At 63.0% G+C, this 14,949-nt stretch carries 12 protein-coding genes; 10 read left to right on the top strand and 2 right to left on the bottom strand.

The window, feature by feature from the left end; translation table 11 throughout:
• The first annotated feature begins 7 nt into the window (after positions 1–7).
• The 9 genes from PQR42_RS33550 (at position 8) to PQR42_RS33510 (ending at position 11,226) form a co-directional block, all read left to right on the top strand.
• Positions 8–979 (top strand): dipeptidase, encoded by a 972-nt coding sequence (locus PQR42_RS33550; protein WP_106280831.1) that lies wholly within the window; start codon positions 8–10, stop codon positions 977–979.
• 53 nt (positions 980–1,032) lie between these two features.
• On the top strand, positions 1,033–1,569 hold the full coding sequence (locus PQR42_RS33545; protein WP_408224254.1) for a DUF5943 domain-containing protein: 537 nt from the start codon (positions 1,033–1,035) through the stop codon (positions 1,567–1,569).
• Positions 1,570–1,617: 48 nt separating this feature from the next.
• The gene (locus PQR42_RS33540; protein WP_408389376.1) at positions 1,618–3,681 is read left to right on the top strand and encodes an oxidoreductase; all 2,064 of its coding nucleotides are present in this window, start codon (positions 1,618–1,620) and stop codon (positions 3,679–3,681) included.
• A 2-nt stretch (positions 3,682–3,683) separates the two neighbouring features.
• On the top strand, positions 3,684–5,597 hold the full coding sequence (locus tag PQR42_RS33535; RefSeq protein WP_408218468.1) for a (Fe-S)-binding protein: 1,914 nt from the start codon (positions 3,684–3,686) through the stop codon (positions 5,595–5,597).
• A gap of 4 nt (positions 5,598–5,601) precedes the next feature.
• Positions 5,602–6,777 carry an electron transfer flavoprotein subunit alpha/FixB family protein gene (locus tag PQR42_RS33530; RefSeq protein ID WP_408389378.1) on the top strand — a complete coding sequence of 392 codons (1,176 nt, stop codon included), beginning with the start codon at positions 5,602–5,604 and terminating at the stop codon, positions 6,775–6,777.
• Complete coding sequence (locus tag PQR42_RS33525) at positions 6,774–7,550, top strand: electron transfer flavoprotein subunit beta/FixA family protein (protein WP_408218473.1); 777 nt, start codon at positions 6,774–6,776, stop codon at positions 7,548–7,550. The genes PQR42_RS33530 and PQR42_RS33525 overlap by 4 nt, the downstream gene beginning before the upstream one ends.
• Before the next feature lie 73 nt (positions 7,551–7,623).
• The gene (locus PQR42_RS33520) at positions 7,624–8,937 is read left to right on the top strand and encodes an aromatic ring-hydroxylating oxygenase subunit alpha (RefSeq protein ID WP_408218476.1); all 1,314 of its coding nucleotides are present in this window, start codon (positions 7,624–7,626) and stop codon (positions 8,935–8,937) included.
• Between the two features lie 33 nt (positions 8,938–8,970).
• A complete protein-coding gene (locus PQR42_RS33515) occupies positions 8,971–10,230 on the top strand; it encodes an FAD-binding oxidoreductase (RefSeq protein WP_408389380.1) in 1,260 nt (419 codons plus the stop codon).
• A 138-nt stretch (positions 10,231–10,368) separates the two neighbouring features.
• A complete protein-coding gene (locus PQR42_RS33510) occupies positions 10,369–11,226 on the top strand; it encodes a glycine betaine ABC transporter substrate-binding protein (protein WP_408389382.1) in 858 nt (285 codons plus the stop codon).
• Between the two features lie 83 nt (positions 11,227–11,309).
• Here the strand turns inward: PQR42_RS33510 and purU are convergent, their stop codons facing one another.
• Entirely contained in the window at positions 11,310–12,185 is an 876-nt protein-coding gene (purU, locus tag PQR42_RS33505; protein WP_408389384.1) for a formyltetrahydrofolate deformylase, read from the bottom strand.
• Between the two features lie 138 nt (positions 12,186–12,323).
• Positions 12,324–13,238 carry a choline sulfate utilization transcriptional regulator gene (locus PQR42_RS33500; protein WP_408389386.1) on the bottom strand — a complete coding sequence of 305 codons (915 nt, stop codon included), beginning with the start codon at positions 13,236–13,238 and terminating at the stop codon, positions 12,324–12,326.
• A gap of 162 nt (positions 13,239–13,400) precedes the next feature.
• Here PQR42_RS33500 and betC point away from each other — a divergent pair, with 162 nt between their 5' ends.
• The gene (gene betC, locus PQR42_RS33495; protein ID WP_408389388.1) at positions 13,401–14,939 is read left to right on the top strand and encodes a choline-sulfatase; all 1,539 of its coding nucleotides are present in this window, start codon (positions 13,401–13,403) and stop codon (positions 14,937–14,939) included.
• Positions 14,940–14,949 lie beyond the last annotated feature (10 nt).

Raw genomic sequence — 14,949 nt, 5'->3', positions numbered from 1 at the left:
GCACACGATGAGCACTTTGCATGACAACAGCATCATCATCGACGGTCTGAACATTTCGAAGTTCGAGCGCTCGGTGTTCGAGGACATGCGCAAGGGCGGCGTGACCGCGGTGAACTGCACGGTCTCGGTCTGGGAAAGCTTCCAGAAGACCGTCGACAACATTGCCGAGATGAAGCAGCAGATCCGCGAGTACGGCGAGATCCTTACGCTCGTGCGCACCACGGACGACATCTTCCGCGCGAAGAAAGAGAACAAGACCGGCATCATTTTCGGCTTCCAGAACGCGCATGCCTTCGAGGACAACCTCGGCTATATCGAGGCGTTCAAGGACTTAGGCGTGAACGTGGTGCAGCTTTGCTACAACACGCAGAACCTGGTGGGAACCGGTTGCTATGAACGCGACGGCGGCCTGTCGGGCTATGGCCGCGAAGTGATCCAGGAGATGAACCGCGTCGGCATCATGGTCGATCTCTCGCATGTGGGCGGCAAGACTTCCTCTGAAGCGATCGCGGCGTCGAACAAGCCGGTGTGCTACTCGCATTGCTGCCCGTCGGGTCTGAAAGAGCATCCGCGCAACAAGAGCGACGAGCAACTGAAGGAGATCGCGGACGCTGGCGGTTTCGTCGGCGTGACGATGTTCGCGCCGTTCCTCAAGCGCGGTCCGGACGCGACCGTCGAAGACTATATCGAAGCGATCGAGTACGTGGTGAATCTGATCGGCGAAGACCAGGTCGGCATCGGCACCGATTTCACGCAAGGCTACAGCACGGAGTTCTTCGACTGGATCACGCACGACAAGGGCCGCTATCGCCAATTGACGAACTTCGGCAAGGTGGTGAATCCGGAAGGCATCCGCACGATCGGCGAGTTTCCGAACCTGACGGCCGCGATGGAGCGCGCCGGCTGGAGCGAAACGCGCATCAAGAAGATCATGGGCGAAAACTGGGTGCGGGTGTTCGGCGAAGTGTGGAAGGTGTGACCTTGCATCGCTAATGAAATCTCACTCGCACACATAAAAACCGGAGCCTCCACATGCAACCCCAACTGCCTATCGACGTCGATGCGAACACCGGCGTCTGGACCACCGACGCGCTGCCGATGCTATATGTGCCGCGTCACTTCTTCACGAACAACCACACCGCCGTGGAAGAAGCACTCGGCCTCGATACGTATGCCGAGATTCTCTACAAGGCCGGCTACAAGTCCGCGTATTTCTGGTGCGACAAGGAAGCGAAGCAGCACGGCATTGCGGGCATGGCGGTGTTCGAGCACTACCTGAAGCGTTTGTCGCAACGCGGCTGGGGCATCTTCACGATCACCGAAGCCGATCCGTCGAGCTCGCACGCGCGCATCGAGTTGCATCACTCGTCGTTCGTGCTGGCGCAGCCGGGCAAGGTCGGCAAGCTTTGCTACATGTTCGCCGGCTGGTTCGCGGGCGCGATGGACTGGGTCAACGACACCGCGCCGGACGCCTCGCGCAAGGGGCCGCCGTCCCATTCGAGAGAAGCGCAATGCGCGGCTGAGCACCACGACCACTGTGTGTTCGAAGTGTCGCCGCGCGCCTCCTGACCGCGCACGACACAGCGCAACAAGCCATCCATTCCGAGGTCGATCGCGATGCGTTACCCGAACCTTTTCAAGCCTCTCACGCTGAACAAGCTGACCTTGCGCAACCGCATCGTCAGCACCGCGCACGCGGAGGTCTATGCGGAACCGGGCGGCCTGCCCGGCGACCGCTATATCCGTTATTACGAGGAGAAGGCCAAGGGCGGCGTCGGCCTCGCGGTGTGCGGCGGTTCGAGCCCGGTGTCGATCGACAGCCCGCAAGGCTGGTGGAAATCGGTGAACCTGTCGACCGACAAGATCATCGATCCGCTCGCGCGGCTCGCCGAAGCGATGCACACGCACGGCGCGAAAATCATGATTCAGGCCACGCACATGGGGCGCCGCTCGGCCTTTCATGGCGAGCATTGGCCGCATCTGATGTCGCCGTCCGGGGTGCGTGAGCCGGTGCATCGCGGCAATGCGAAGATCATCGAGGTCGAGGAAATCCGCCGCATCATCAGCGATTTCGCGGCGGCCGCGAAACGCGTGAAAGATGCGGGCATGGACGGCGTCGAAATCTCGGCGGCGCACCAGCATCTGATCGACCAGTTCTGGAGCCCGCGCACCAACTTCCGTACCGACGAATGGGGCGGCTCGCTCGAAAACCGTCTGCGTTTCGGCACGGAAGTGTTGAAGGCCGTGCGCGAAGCGGTGGGCGCGGACTTCTGCGTCGGCTTGCGCATGTGCGGCGACGAGTTCCATGAAGACGGGCTCGATCACGAGCAACTGAAGGAAATCGCCCAGGCAATGAGCGAAACCGGCCTGATCGATTACCTCGGTGTAATCGGCTCCGGTGCGGACACGCATAACACGCTGGCCAACTGCATGCCGCCGATGGCGCTGCCGCCCGAGCCGTTCGTGCATCTCGCGGCCGGCATCAAGTCAGTGGTGAAGCTGCCCGTGATGCACGCGCAAAGCATTCGCGACGCAGGTCAGGCCGAACGGCTGCTCGCCAGCGGCATGGTCGATCTGGTTGGCATGACGCGCGCGCAGATCGCCGATCCGCATATGGTCATCAAGATCCGCGATGGCCGCGAGGACGAAATCAAGCAATGCGTCGGCGCGAATTATTGCATCGACCGCCAGTACAACGGGCTCGACGTGCTGTGCGTGCAGAACGCCGCGACCTCGCGCGAAGAAACGATGCCGCACGTAATCGCCAAAACGCGTGGGCCGAAGCGCAAGGTCGTCGTGGTCGGCGCGGGTCCGGCGGGACTCGAAGCGGCGCGCGTGGCGAAGTCGCGCGGTCATGACGTGGTGCTGTTCGAGAAGAACGACTACGTCGGCGGCCAGATCATGCTGGCCGCGAAAGCGCCGCAACGCGAACAGATGGCGGGCATCGTGCGCTGGTTCGACATGGAGACGAAGCGCCTCGGCGTGGACCGGCGTCTCGGTGTCGCCGCCGACGAGAAAACCATCATGGCCGAGAAGCCGGACATCGTCGTGCTCGCCACGGGCGGGTCGTCGTTCACGTCGCAAGTGGCGGCGTGGGGCGTCGACGAAGGCCTCGCCGTAAGTTCGTGGGACGTGCTGTCGGGCAAGGTCGAACCGGGCAAGAACGTGCTGGTGTACGACGGCGTCAGCACGCATGCCGGCGCGGGCGTGGCCGATTTCATGTCGAGCCGCGGCTCGAATGTCGAGATCGTGACGCCGGACGTGAAGGTCGCCGACGACGTGGGCGGCACCACGTTCCCGATTTTCTACCGGCGGCTCTACGCGCAAGGCGTGATCCACACGCCGAACTACTGGCTCGACAAGGTCTACGAGGAAGACGGCAAGAGGATCGCCGTGATCCGCAACGAGTACACCGAAGAGCAGGAAGAGCGCGCGGTCGATCAGGTGGTGATCGAGAACGGCAGCACGCCGAACGACGAGTTGTACTGGAAGCTCAAGCCGGAGTCGCTCAATCGCGGTCAGGTGGACGTGCATAAGCTGTTCGCCTCCGAGCCGCAGCCGTCGCTCGCGGAGGAACTCGGCAATGGCCGCTTCCTGCTGTTCCGTGTCGGCGACTGCATTTCCATGCACAACATTCACGGCGCGATCTACGACGCGCTGCGCCTTTGCAAGGATTTCTGACGATGAGCCCCGTGTTTGTCATCACCGTCCTGCTGTGGTTGTCGGTAGCGGGTCTGGCGTTCGCACTCGTCAAACGCGCGGCGTATTGGCGCGAGGGCCGCGCGACGGCGGCGGGCGCATACGGCTGGGCCAATCTGCTGACGATTCCCAAGCGCTACTTCGTCGATCTGCATCATGTGGTGGCGCGCGATCCGTACATCGCCAAAACGCACGTGGCGACGGCTGGCGGCGCGATTCTCGCGATGGCGCTGGTGTTCGTCAACTACGGTCTGGCGATCTACTCGCCGTGGCTCGACAAGCTGATCTTTCTCGCCGCGCTCGTGATGCTGGTCGGCGCGGTATTCGTCTGGCGCCGCCGCCACGGCGCGAAAGCGGTGCCGGCGCGGCTCTCGCGCGGGCCTTGGGATCATTTGCCGCTGTTGCTCGGGTCGTTCGCGCTCGGTCTCGTGCTCTTCATCGCGCTGCCTGCTGGCGCGATGTCCGGCGCGCTGGCGATCATCGTCGCGCTGCTGATCGCGGCGGGTGCGTTTGCGATGACGTTCGGCGCGGCGCGCGGCGGTCCGATGAAGCATGCGCTCGCCGGCCTGCTGCACCTCGCGTTTCATCCGCGTCAGGAGCGTTTTGCCGAGCGCAATGACAACGACATGGTGCCGCCGACCGCATTGAAAGCGCCGCTGCTCGACGCGAAAGAATACGGCGTCGGCAAGCCGGTCGAATTCCGCTGGAACCAGTTGCTGAGTTTCGATGCGTGCGTGCAGTGCGGCAAGTGCGAGGCGGCCTGTCCCGCGTTCGCCGCCGGTCAGCCGCTCAATCCGAAGAAGCTGATTCAGGACCTGGTTACAGGCATGGTGGGCGGCACGGACGCGGAATACGCGGGCAGTCCCACGCCGGGCATTCCGGTCGGCAAGCATGCCGGCGCGCCAGGCAAGCCGCTGATTTCCAGCCTGATCGAAGCGGACACGCTGTGGTCCTGCACGACCTGCCGCGCTTGCGTGCAGGAGTGCCCGATGCTGATCGAGCACGTGGACGCGATCGTGGACATGCGCCGCAATCAGACGCTGGTGGAAGGTAGTGTGCCGGGCAAAGGCCCGATCACGCTCGCGAATCTGCGCGAGACGGGCAGCTCGAACGGCTACGACATCGGCGCGCGTTACGACTGGGCCGTCGATCTGCAGGTGCAGGTCGCGCAGCCGGGTCGTCCGGTGGATGTGCTGCTGATCGCGGGCGAAGGCGCGTTCGACATGCGTTATCAGCGCACGTTGCGCGCTTTGGTCAAGGTGCTGAACCGAGCGGGTATCGACTATGCGGTGCTGGGTGGCGTGGAAACCGATACGGGCGACACGGCCCGACGTCTTGGCGATGAAGCCACGTTCCAGCAGCTCGCGCACAAGCTGATCGGCACACTCTCGCAGTACTCGTTCCGCAAGATCGTCACCGCCGATCCGCACGTGCTGCATAGTCTGCGCAACGAGTATCGCGCGCTGGGCGGCTTCTACGAAGTGCAGCATCACACGGCGCTGATCGAGCAACTGGTCGCGAGCGGCAAGCTGACGCCGCGCGCGGTGGCCGCCTTCGCGGATCGCAAGATCACGTATCACGACCCGTGCTATCTGGGCCGCTATAACGGTGAGACGGAGGCGCCGCGCCGCTTGCTGAAGACCATCGGCATCAAGGTCGTGGAGATGGAGCGCAACGGCATGCGCGGACGCTGCTGCGGCGGTGGCGGCGGCGCGCCCTTGACCGATATTCCAGGCAAGCGGCGTATTCCGGATATCCGCATCGACGACGCGAAAACCGTCGGCGCGGAGATCGTCGCGGTGGGCTGTCCGAATTGCACGGCGATGCTCGAAGGCGTGGTCGGGCCGCGTCCAGAAGTGCTGGACGTCGCCGAACTGGTTGCAGCGGCGCTGGAGTAACGCGATGAACACTCTCAAACGAATCGATCCGCGCCGTCCGTTCACGATCACGGCCGATGGACTCAAACGCATCACGCTCGGCGTAACGGGCACGGCAGGTTCACTGGAATTTGCCGCGCACGGTGGCGCCGCGCATCGTGAACAGGCCAAACCTCGCCGCACCGCGGCGGCGCCACAGCGCGTGATACTCGTGGCCGCGCATGCGGACCGCGTCGCGCTGGACGATCACGCACGCCAAACTGTAGCCGGCGCCGCACTGATTGCGGACGCGACGACAGAAGTCGTGCTGCTGGTATTCGGCGAGTTCAGCGGCGACGCCGCCGCGCTCGGCGCCGATAAACTGATCGAACTGCCGATGTTCGACCGACGCAGCTTTGCGCCGCTGGACGAATTGAACGCGCTGGCTGCGTGCGTGGCGGCGTACGCGCCGGTGCATGTTTTCCTCCCCGACAACGCGACCGGCGACGGCGATCTCGGCCGCCGCTATGCAGCCGCCGCGAATGCAAGCGTCGCGACGCATGTCGTCGAGATCGACGCCGCCCATGTGGCGGCCTATGTTCAGGCGAATACAGCGTTTGCCGCGCGCGCGTTGCCTGAGGTGGTGCTGCTCGCACCCAACGCGGTCGATCCGAAGTTGCCATTCATTGGTGCGGGTGAACGCGTCATGTGGCGCTTCGACGGCGAGCCTACGTCGCAGCAGCAAGGCGCGATGCGCGATCTCGGCATCGAGGAAATCGACGCCGCGCAACTCGCGCTCGAAGAAGCGGATTTCATCGTCTCGGCAGGTAACGGCGTGAGCGACGTGCCGGCGTTCGAGCGTCTCGCGGCCACATTGGGCGCGGCGATCGGCGCAAGCCGCGTTGCCGTCGACGACGGCAAGTTCACCCGTGACAAACAGATCGGCGCGACCGGCAAGACCGTCGAAGCGAGCGTCTATATCGCCTTCGGCATTTCCGGCGCGGTGCAGCATCTGCAAGGCATCAAGGATTGCCGGCATGTGATCGCGGTGAATCTCGACGCCAGCGCGCCGATTGCCAAACGCGCGAATCTCACGGTGATCGCGGACGCGCAGGAAACCATCGCGGCGCTCAACGAAGCGGCGGCCGCGGCGCGCACGGCGCGCGGAACCGGTGCGGCGCTGCTCAATTCAACGGCTGTCGCCGAAGGAGCGCTCGCATGAAGATCGCCGTCCTCGTTTCCGTGGGCCGTCATCCGGTGAGCGGCACCGCGCGCTACAGCCGCAACGATGCCGCAGCGCTGAGCATGGCGCTCTCGCTCGCCAGAACCCACAACGCGACGCTCGACGTGCTGCATGCGGGCGATCCGTCTAATCCCGCGTTGAAGGAATATCTTGCGCTCGGCGCGCGTTCGGTCGAAGTGCTTGAAATCGCCACAACGCCCGAATTGCAAGCCGACGCAACCGCGCCGTTGGCTGCCCGCCTGCGTGGCTACGACCTCGTCCTGACCGGCACGCGTGCCGAAGGCGCGTTCGACAGCGGCATGCTGCCGTATCGCGTCGCCAATGCGCTGGAGATGCCACTGGTCGGCGCCGCCGTCGACATCACGCTGCGCGACGGCTGCGCGGAAGTCCGTCAATTCATGCCGAAGGGGTTGCGCCGTCGCGTGGAAGTGCGGTTGCCCGCGCTGATCGCCGTGCATCCGCTGGCCAACGCCGCACCGACCTACGCGTATGCGCGCTTGCGCGAAGGCACGATCCGCCCGGTCGCCACGCAGGCCGCCGCCAACCCCGACGACCTCACCTGGACCGTGCGCCCGGCGGTCGCCAAACCGGTGCGCCTCGCCGCCGCCGAAAAGCGCTCCGGCCACGCCCGCATGCTTTCCGCGACGACGACCGAAAGCCGTGGCGGCAGCGTCGTAATTGAAGGAAGTTCTGTCGAAAAAGCACAAGTGATTCTGGCGTATTTGCGCGAGCATCAACTCGTGGATTACTGATTTCCGGTTCGGGCCAGCATGCGACCAGGAGGGCCTGGCGCGGCGCCAGACGTGACATGCAACGGAGCACACAATGAAAGTTTCGGCAGACGTTCGCGCAATGATCGAACGCCGCAAAAAGAATTACACGCTGGAAGCGCCGTTCTACACGAGCGAGGATATTTTCGCGCTCGATATGGACGCGATCTTCCGTCAGCACTGGATTCAGGTCGCGGTGGAACCGGACGTGCCGGAGCCGGGCGATTACATCACGGTGGAAATCGGCCACGATTCGATCCTGATCGTGCGCGACGACGACATGCAGGTGAGGGCGTTTCACAACGTCTGCCGCCATCGCGGCGCGCGTCTGTGCAATACCGACAAAGGCTCGCTCGGCAATATCGTCTGCCCGTATCACAGCTGGACGTACAACCTGAACGGCGATCTGATGTTCGCCGAGCATATGGGCGATCAGTTCGACCGTTGCAAACATAGCCTGAAGGCCGTGCATGTCGAGAATCTGGCGGGCCTCATTTTCATTTGCCTCGCCGATAACCCGCCGACCGACTTCGCCGTGATGCGCGCGGCGATGGAACCGTATCTGCTGCCGCACGATCTGGCCGGCTGCAAGATCGCGGCCTCGATCGACATCATCGAAGACGGCAACTGGAAGCTCACGATGGAGAACAATCGCGAGTGCTATCACTGCGTCGCGAACCATCCCGAGTTGACCATTTCGCTCTACGAATACGGTTTCGGCTATCAGCGCACACCGGCCAACGAAGAAGGCATGGCCGCGTTCGAAGAGACGGTGGCTCGCCGTACCGCGCAATGGGAAGCGATGAAGCTGCCGTCGGCCGAAATCGAACGGTTGGCCGATCTGGTCACGGGCTTCCGCACGCAACGCCTGCCGCTCGATCGCGACGGCGAATCGCAGACGCTCGACGCGAAAGTGGCGTCGAAGAAACTGCTCGGCGGTTTCGAGCAGGCCGACCTCGGCGGCCTGTCGTTCTGGACGCAGCCGAATTCGTGGCATCACTTCATGAGCGATCACATCGTCAGTTTTTCGGTGATTCCGCTCTCGGCCGGCAAGACGCTGGTGCGCACCAAATGGCTCGTCCACAAGGACGCGCGCGAGGGTATCGATTACGACGTGAACAACCTCACCGCCGTATGGCGCGCGACCAACGACCAGGATCGTGCCCTTGTCGAATACTCGCAACGCGGCGCGACGAGCAGTGCGTACGAGCCGGGTCCGTATTCGCCATTCACGGAAGGCCTCGTCGAGAAGTTCTGCGAGTGGTACATCGCGCGCATGGCGGATTACAGCAATGCGCCCCAAACTCATGACGCCGGCGATACCGCGCCGGCTTCGCACGGCGAAAAAGTCGTGTCCTTCATGCGCTGAGCGCGACATCGCAACCAGGAGTCGGAGAAAACAATGATGCGCGATCAGGCGACGTTTCAACTGAGCCCCGAACCGGCTCCGGACCACGCTGCCAGCCGCGTCACGCAGCCGCGGTTCTGGGAGACGTTGCCGCCACGCTGGAATAGCGATACCGACGACACGCTGGTGTGCTGCCAGGTTCGCCAGGAAACGCACGATGTGAAGAGCTTTTTCTTCCGCGCGCCGTCCGGGCGGGCGTTCGTGTTCGAGCCGGGGCAGTTCATCACGCTGGAACTGGAGATCGACGGTGAATCGATCAATCGTTGCTATACGATTTCCTCGCCGCCCACGCGTCCTCACACGATCTCGATCACGGTGAAGCGTGTGCCGGGCGGCAAAGTCTCCAACTGGCTGCACGACAATCTGCATGCGGGCGCGGAAGTTCGCGTGCTCGGGCCGTCGGGCGAATTCACCTGCGCGCGGCATCCGGCGCGCAAGTTTCTGTTTCTATCGGCCGGCTCGGGCATCACGCCGCTCATGTCGATGAGCCGCGCGCATCATGAACTCGGTGAAGACAGCGACATCGTGTTCGTGCACAGCGCCCGTACGCCGGACGACATCATCTTCGCGCGCGAGCTCGATCTGATCGCGTCGAATCAGGCCCATTTCCGCACCGCGTTTGTGTGCGAGCGGCTCGGCGCGCGAACGAACTGGCCGGGCGTGACCGGTTTTCTGACGTTGCCGCTGCTCAAGCTCATCGCGCCTGACTATCTGGAGCGGGAGATTTTCACCTGCGGACCCGCGCCGTACATGCAAGCCGTGCGCAATCTGCTGGACGAGGGCGGTTTCAATCGCGGCCACTATCACGAGGAAAGCTTTTCCTTCGAGACGGTCAGTGAAGTGGCCGCGCAATTGACCACCGCGCATGTCGCGGACGCATTGCAGGGCGCGCTTGCGCCGGTGACTGCCGACGGCTTTATCGAGGCGCGCGAAGAGGCAGAGGGGTTCGCGCCCGCGTCCGCACCGACGCCCGTTTCCGTCGAAACGGAATCCCGTTTCAAGGTGAGTTTCGTAAAGAGCAATCGCGAGATCGAATGCGGCAGCGGCCAGCACGTGCTCGACGCGGCGAAGAAAGCGGGCGTGCGGCTGCCTGCGTCGTGTACGCAAGGCATGTGCGGCACCTGCAAGGTGAAGCTGGTGTCGGGTGAAGTCGCGATGAAACACGCCGGCGGCATTCGCCAGCGCGAGATCGATCAGGGCATGGTGCTGCTGTGCTGCAGCAAGCCGTTGAGCGATCTCGTCGTGGATAAGTAAGACGAGAAGGATGGTGTGTCCAGTGGCACGAAGTCGCGTGCGGACAACTGGATGTCGGAAAACAACGCTACCCGGCAATTCTGGCTGGCGATTCTAAATGCTCATTGGGTTGTTTTGACGGCAAACGGGAGAACGGCGATGAGACTGATCAAAAAGATATTCGTGTTGAGCGCCTTGAGCGCGGCGCTGGCGGCAAGCAGCGTGAGCGTGTCGGCCGATAGCAAGCCGACCATCAAGATCGGTTACGTGGAAGGCTGGGACGATAGCGTCGCGACCTCGAACGTGGCTGCCCGTGTGATCGAAAAGCGCCTCGGCTATCAGGTCACACTCGTGCCGGTCGCGGCCGGTGTGATGTGGCAGGGCGTGGCGCGCGGCGACCTCGACGCGACGCTGTCGGCGTGGCTGCCGGTCACGCACGGCGCGTACTGGAACAACTTCAAGGACAAGGTGGTCGACCTCGGTCCTAACTTCAACGACGCGAAGATCGGTCTGATCGTGCCGGATAACGTCGACGTGAAGAGCGTGGGCGATCTCGAAGCGAAGAAGTCGGAGTTCGGCTCACGCATTGTCGGTATCGACGCAGGCGCGGGTGTGATGCAGAAAACCAGCGAGGCGATCAAGGCCTACGGTCTCGACTACACGCTGATGCCGAGCTCGGGCAGCGCGATGACCGCTGAACTGGCGCGTTCGGAAGCGGCGAGCAAGCCGATTATCGTGACGGGCTGGAAGCCTCACTGGATGTTCGCGAAGTACAAGCTCAAATTCCTCGACGATCCGAAGAAGGTGTTCGGCGAAGCAGAGCACGTGGATAGCGTCGTGAATCCCGACCTCGAGAAGAAGGCGCCGCCGGTCGTCGCGTTCCTCAAGAAGTTTCAATGGAAACCGGGCGAAATCGACAGCGTGATGCTGGCGACGCAAAACGGCGAAAAGCCGACCGCCGCCGCCGATGCGTGGATCAGCGCGCACAGCGATCGTGTGGATAGCTGGGTGAAGTGATTCTGCTGTTCGTATGAATGCGTTGCCGCTTTGATGAAGCGGCAACGACCAAAGAAAACGCCGCTTCTTAGCGGCGTTTTCGTTTATTGCAGCACCACGGTCCGATCCCCATTGATAAACACCCTTCGCTCGATAAACGCCTTGACCGCCCGCGCGAGCGTAATACATTCGACGTCGCGCCCCGTGGCAAGCAAGCGCTCCGGGCTATACGAATGATCGACGCGCTCCACCACCTGTTCGATGATCGGACCTTCGTCGAGATCGTCGGTGACGAAGTGCGCGGTGGCGCCGATTAGTTTGACGCCGCGTGCATGCGCCTGGTGATACGGCTTGGCACCCTTGAATCCAGGCAGAAACGAATGGTGAATATTGATTGCGCGCGCCGCCAGCGCACGGCTCGTTTCGCCGGACAGAATCTGCATATAGCGCGCGAGAATCATCAACTCCGCGCCCGACGTCTCGAACAGATCGAGCAGACGCGCTTCCTGCTGCGGCTTCGTGTCGGCGGTGATCGGCAGATGATGGAAGGGCAGACCATGCTGCTGCGCCAGCGGTTCGAGATCGCGATGATTCGAGCCGATGCCGACGATGTCCATTTTCAGCTCGCCCATGCGCCAGCGGAACAGCAGGTCGGCAAGACAGTGTTCGAGTTTCGACACCATGATCAGAACCTTCGGCCGTGTGCCGACGTCGTGCATCGCCCACGTCATGCGGAAGCGCTCCGCGATCGGTTCGAATTCGCGCCTGAGCGCCGTGGCGTGCAGCGTCTCGCTGCTGTCGGCGCCATGAAACACGCAGCGTACGAAGAAGCGCTCGCTGAGGTCGTCGTCGAAAACGGTCAGTTCGTCGATATAGCAATGATGCCGGTCGAGAAAACCGACGACGGCGGCAACCTGGCCCGCCGCGCTCGGACAGGCGACGGTGAGAACCAGCTGATCGGGACGGGAATCGGCGGACATACGCACTCCACTTGGACGATAGGACGATGCCGCGGGGCGCGGCATGCATCTTCGCAGTAGAGCAAATCAGGCGGGCGCGCGGATAGAAGCTAACCGCCGTCGCGCTGGAACGGGAGCGTCAGGCTGGCGCGCGGGCGCTCATTCGGCGTCGAGCCCGCATTCGCCGAGCAGCCAATGGCGAAAGGCGCCGACCACGGGTGTCGCCGCGCGCTGCGTGACGAGCAGATAGCCACGCTCGGTGACGACCGGCGGGTCGAACAGTTCGACCAGTTGCCCGGTGGCAAGCAGTTCGTCGACCAGCGGCGCCCAACCCAACGCGACGCCCTGGCCCATGATCGCCGCATGGGCCACGAGCGTAAAACTGTTGAACGTGATGCCGCGATGCGCGGCGGGCGCATCGAGTTCGTGCGCGGCGAACCAGTCGGCCCACGACAGCCAGCGCGCCGGCTGAATCGGCTCGAGATGCAGCAGCGGCAGGTTCAGCAGATCGGCTGGCGTGTGCAATGACGGGTGCGCCGCGAGAAAGGCCGGGCTGCACACCGGCGTGACGCGCTCGGGAAACAGCTTGACCACGCCTCGCGCGGTCCAGTCCGCATGTTCATCGCCGAACGCAATGGCGATGTCCGCCTTATCGTGCGAAGGATCGAACACGTTCTGCGACGTGATGATCTTCACGTCGACGTCCGGCATCAGCGCCTTGAACTGCGATAGACGCGGCATCAGCCAATAGGTGGCAAAGCCGAAGTCGGTGGAGAGCGTGAGCGTTTGCGGCGTGCGCCGCGCGCGGATTTCCGTGGTGGCGAGGCGAATCGTGTCCAGTGCGTGGCGCACCGCCTGAAAGAGCAGTTCTCCGTCTTCCGTGAGCGTGACGCCGCGATGGCCACGCTCGAAGAGCGGCGCGCCCAGCGCTTCCTCGAGTTGCACGACGCGTTGACTCACCGCGGGCTGCGTCGAACCCAACTCGCGCGCGGCCGCCGTGAAGCTGGCCAGACGCGCGGCGGATTCGAACACCGTCAACGCCTGCATCGGCGGCAAGCGATCCTGTCTCGACATAACACCCTCTTATAGGCACATAACGAATTGCCGTCTTCACAGCGATGAATTGAACGGCAATAGTGGTGCTATGGCGGGCCCGGCATGCTGGCGGCCCGTTCGCAGTTGCATCCATCACGACATTTGCACCGACACTTGCGATTCTATTCGAGGCACGCACCAATGCTTGACACCAGGAAGAATATTCTCATTCTGATGGCTGACCAAATGACGCCGTTCGCGTTGGCTGCTTATGGGCACCGTCTGACAAAAACACCCAATCTCGATCGCCTCGCCGAACAGGGCGTGGTGTTCGAATCGGCCTATTGCGCGAGTCCACTGTGCGCGCCTTCGCGGTTTTCCTTTTTGTCGGGCAAGCTGCCTTCCGCAATCGGCGCCTATGACAATGCAGCGGAATTTCCGTCGCAAACGCTGACATTCGCGCATTATCTTCGCGCCGAAGGGTACCGCACCATTCTGTCCGGCAAGATGCATTTCTGCGGCGCCGATCAGTTGCACGGATTCGAGGAACGGCTCACCACCGACATCTATCCCGCCGACTTCGGCTGGACGCCCGATTGGGACAACTTCGAAGCGCGTCCCACCTGGTATCACAACATGAGTTCCGTGATCGACGCGGGCCCGTGCGTGCGCACCAATCAACTCGACTTCGACGACGAAGTCACGTTCACCACCCGTCAGAAACTCTTCGATATCGCGCGCGAACGTCATGCGGGCAAGGATGCGCGGCCGTTCTGCATGGTCGCCTCACTGACGCATCCACACGACCCGTATGCGATTCCACAAAAATACTGGGACATGTATCGCGACGAAGACATCGACATGCCCGCGTTTCGCGATTCGTTCGACGACGCCGACCCGCACTCGAAGCGCTTGCGCCATGTCTGCGAAACCGACCGCACGCCGCCCACCGATCAGCAGATCCGCAATGCGCGCCGCGCGTACTACGGCGCGATCTCCTACGTCGACGACCAGTTCGGCGCGATCCTCGAAGCGCTCGAACAAGCGGGGCTCGCGAAAGACACCGTGATCGTCGTGACATCCGACCACGGCGAGATGCTCGGCGAGCGCGGCCTCTGGTACAAGATGACTTTCTTCGAAGGCGGTTGCCGTGTTCCGCTGATCGTGCACGCGCCGCAGCAATTCGACGCGCGTCGCGTGCAGGCATCTGTCTCGCATCTCGATCTGGTGCCGACGCTGGTCGAACTGGCGCGCGGCGAACAACCGGCCGCGTGGCCCGATTCGCTCGATGGACAAAGTCTCGTGCCGCATTTGCTGGGGACTCAAGGTGGCCATGACGAAGCCATCGGCGAATATCTGGCCGAGGGCGCGATTGCGCCGATAGTGATGCTGCGGCGCGGCCGCTTCAAGTTCATTCATACGCCGACCGATCCCGATCAACTCTACGACGTGACAGCCGATCCGCTCGAACGCGAGAACCTTGCCGCGCGCAGTGAATATGCATCACAGGTGGCGGCATTTCGTGAGGAAATCGCGCAACGCTGGGACCTCGCCGCGCTACACGACGAAGTGCTGCAAAGCCAGCGGCGCCGGCATTTTCATTTCGCTTCCACGACGCAAGGCACGGTCGAGTCATGGGACTGGCAGCCGCTCGTCGATGCGAGCCAGCGCTATATGCGCAATCACATCGATCTCGATACGCTCGAAGCGATGGCGCGCTTTCCCGCCGTCGCCCGTTGATCCTCACGCT

This window comes from Paraburkholderia sediminicola, from assembly GCF_046027355.1.
Lineage (GTDB): Bacteria > Pseudomonadota > Gammaproteobacteria > Burkholderiales > Burkholderiaceae > Paraburkholderia > Paraburkholderia sediminicola_B.
This window is presented reverse-complemented; position numbering and strand designations above follow the sequence as displayed.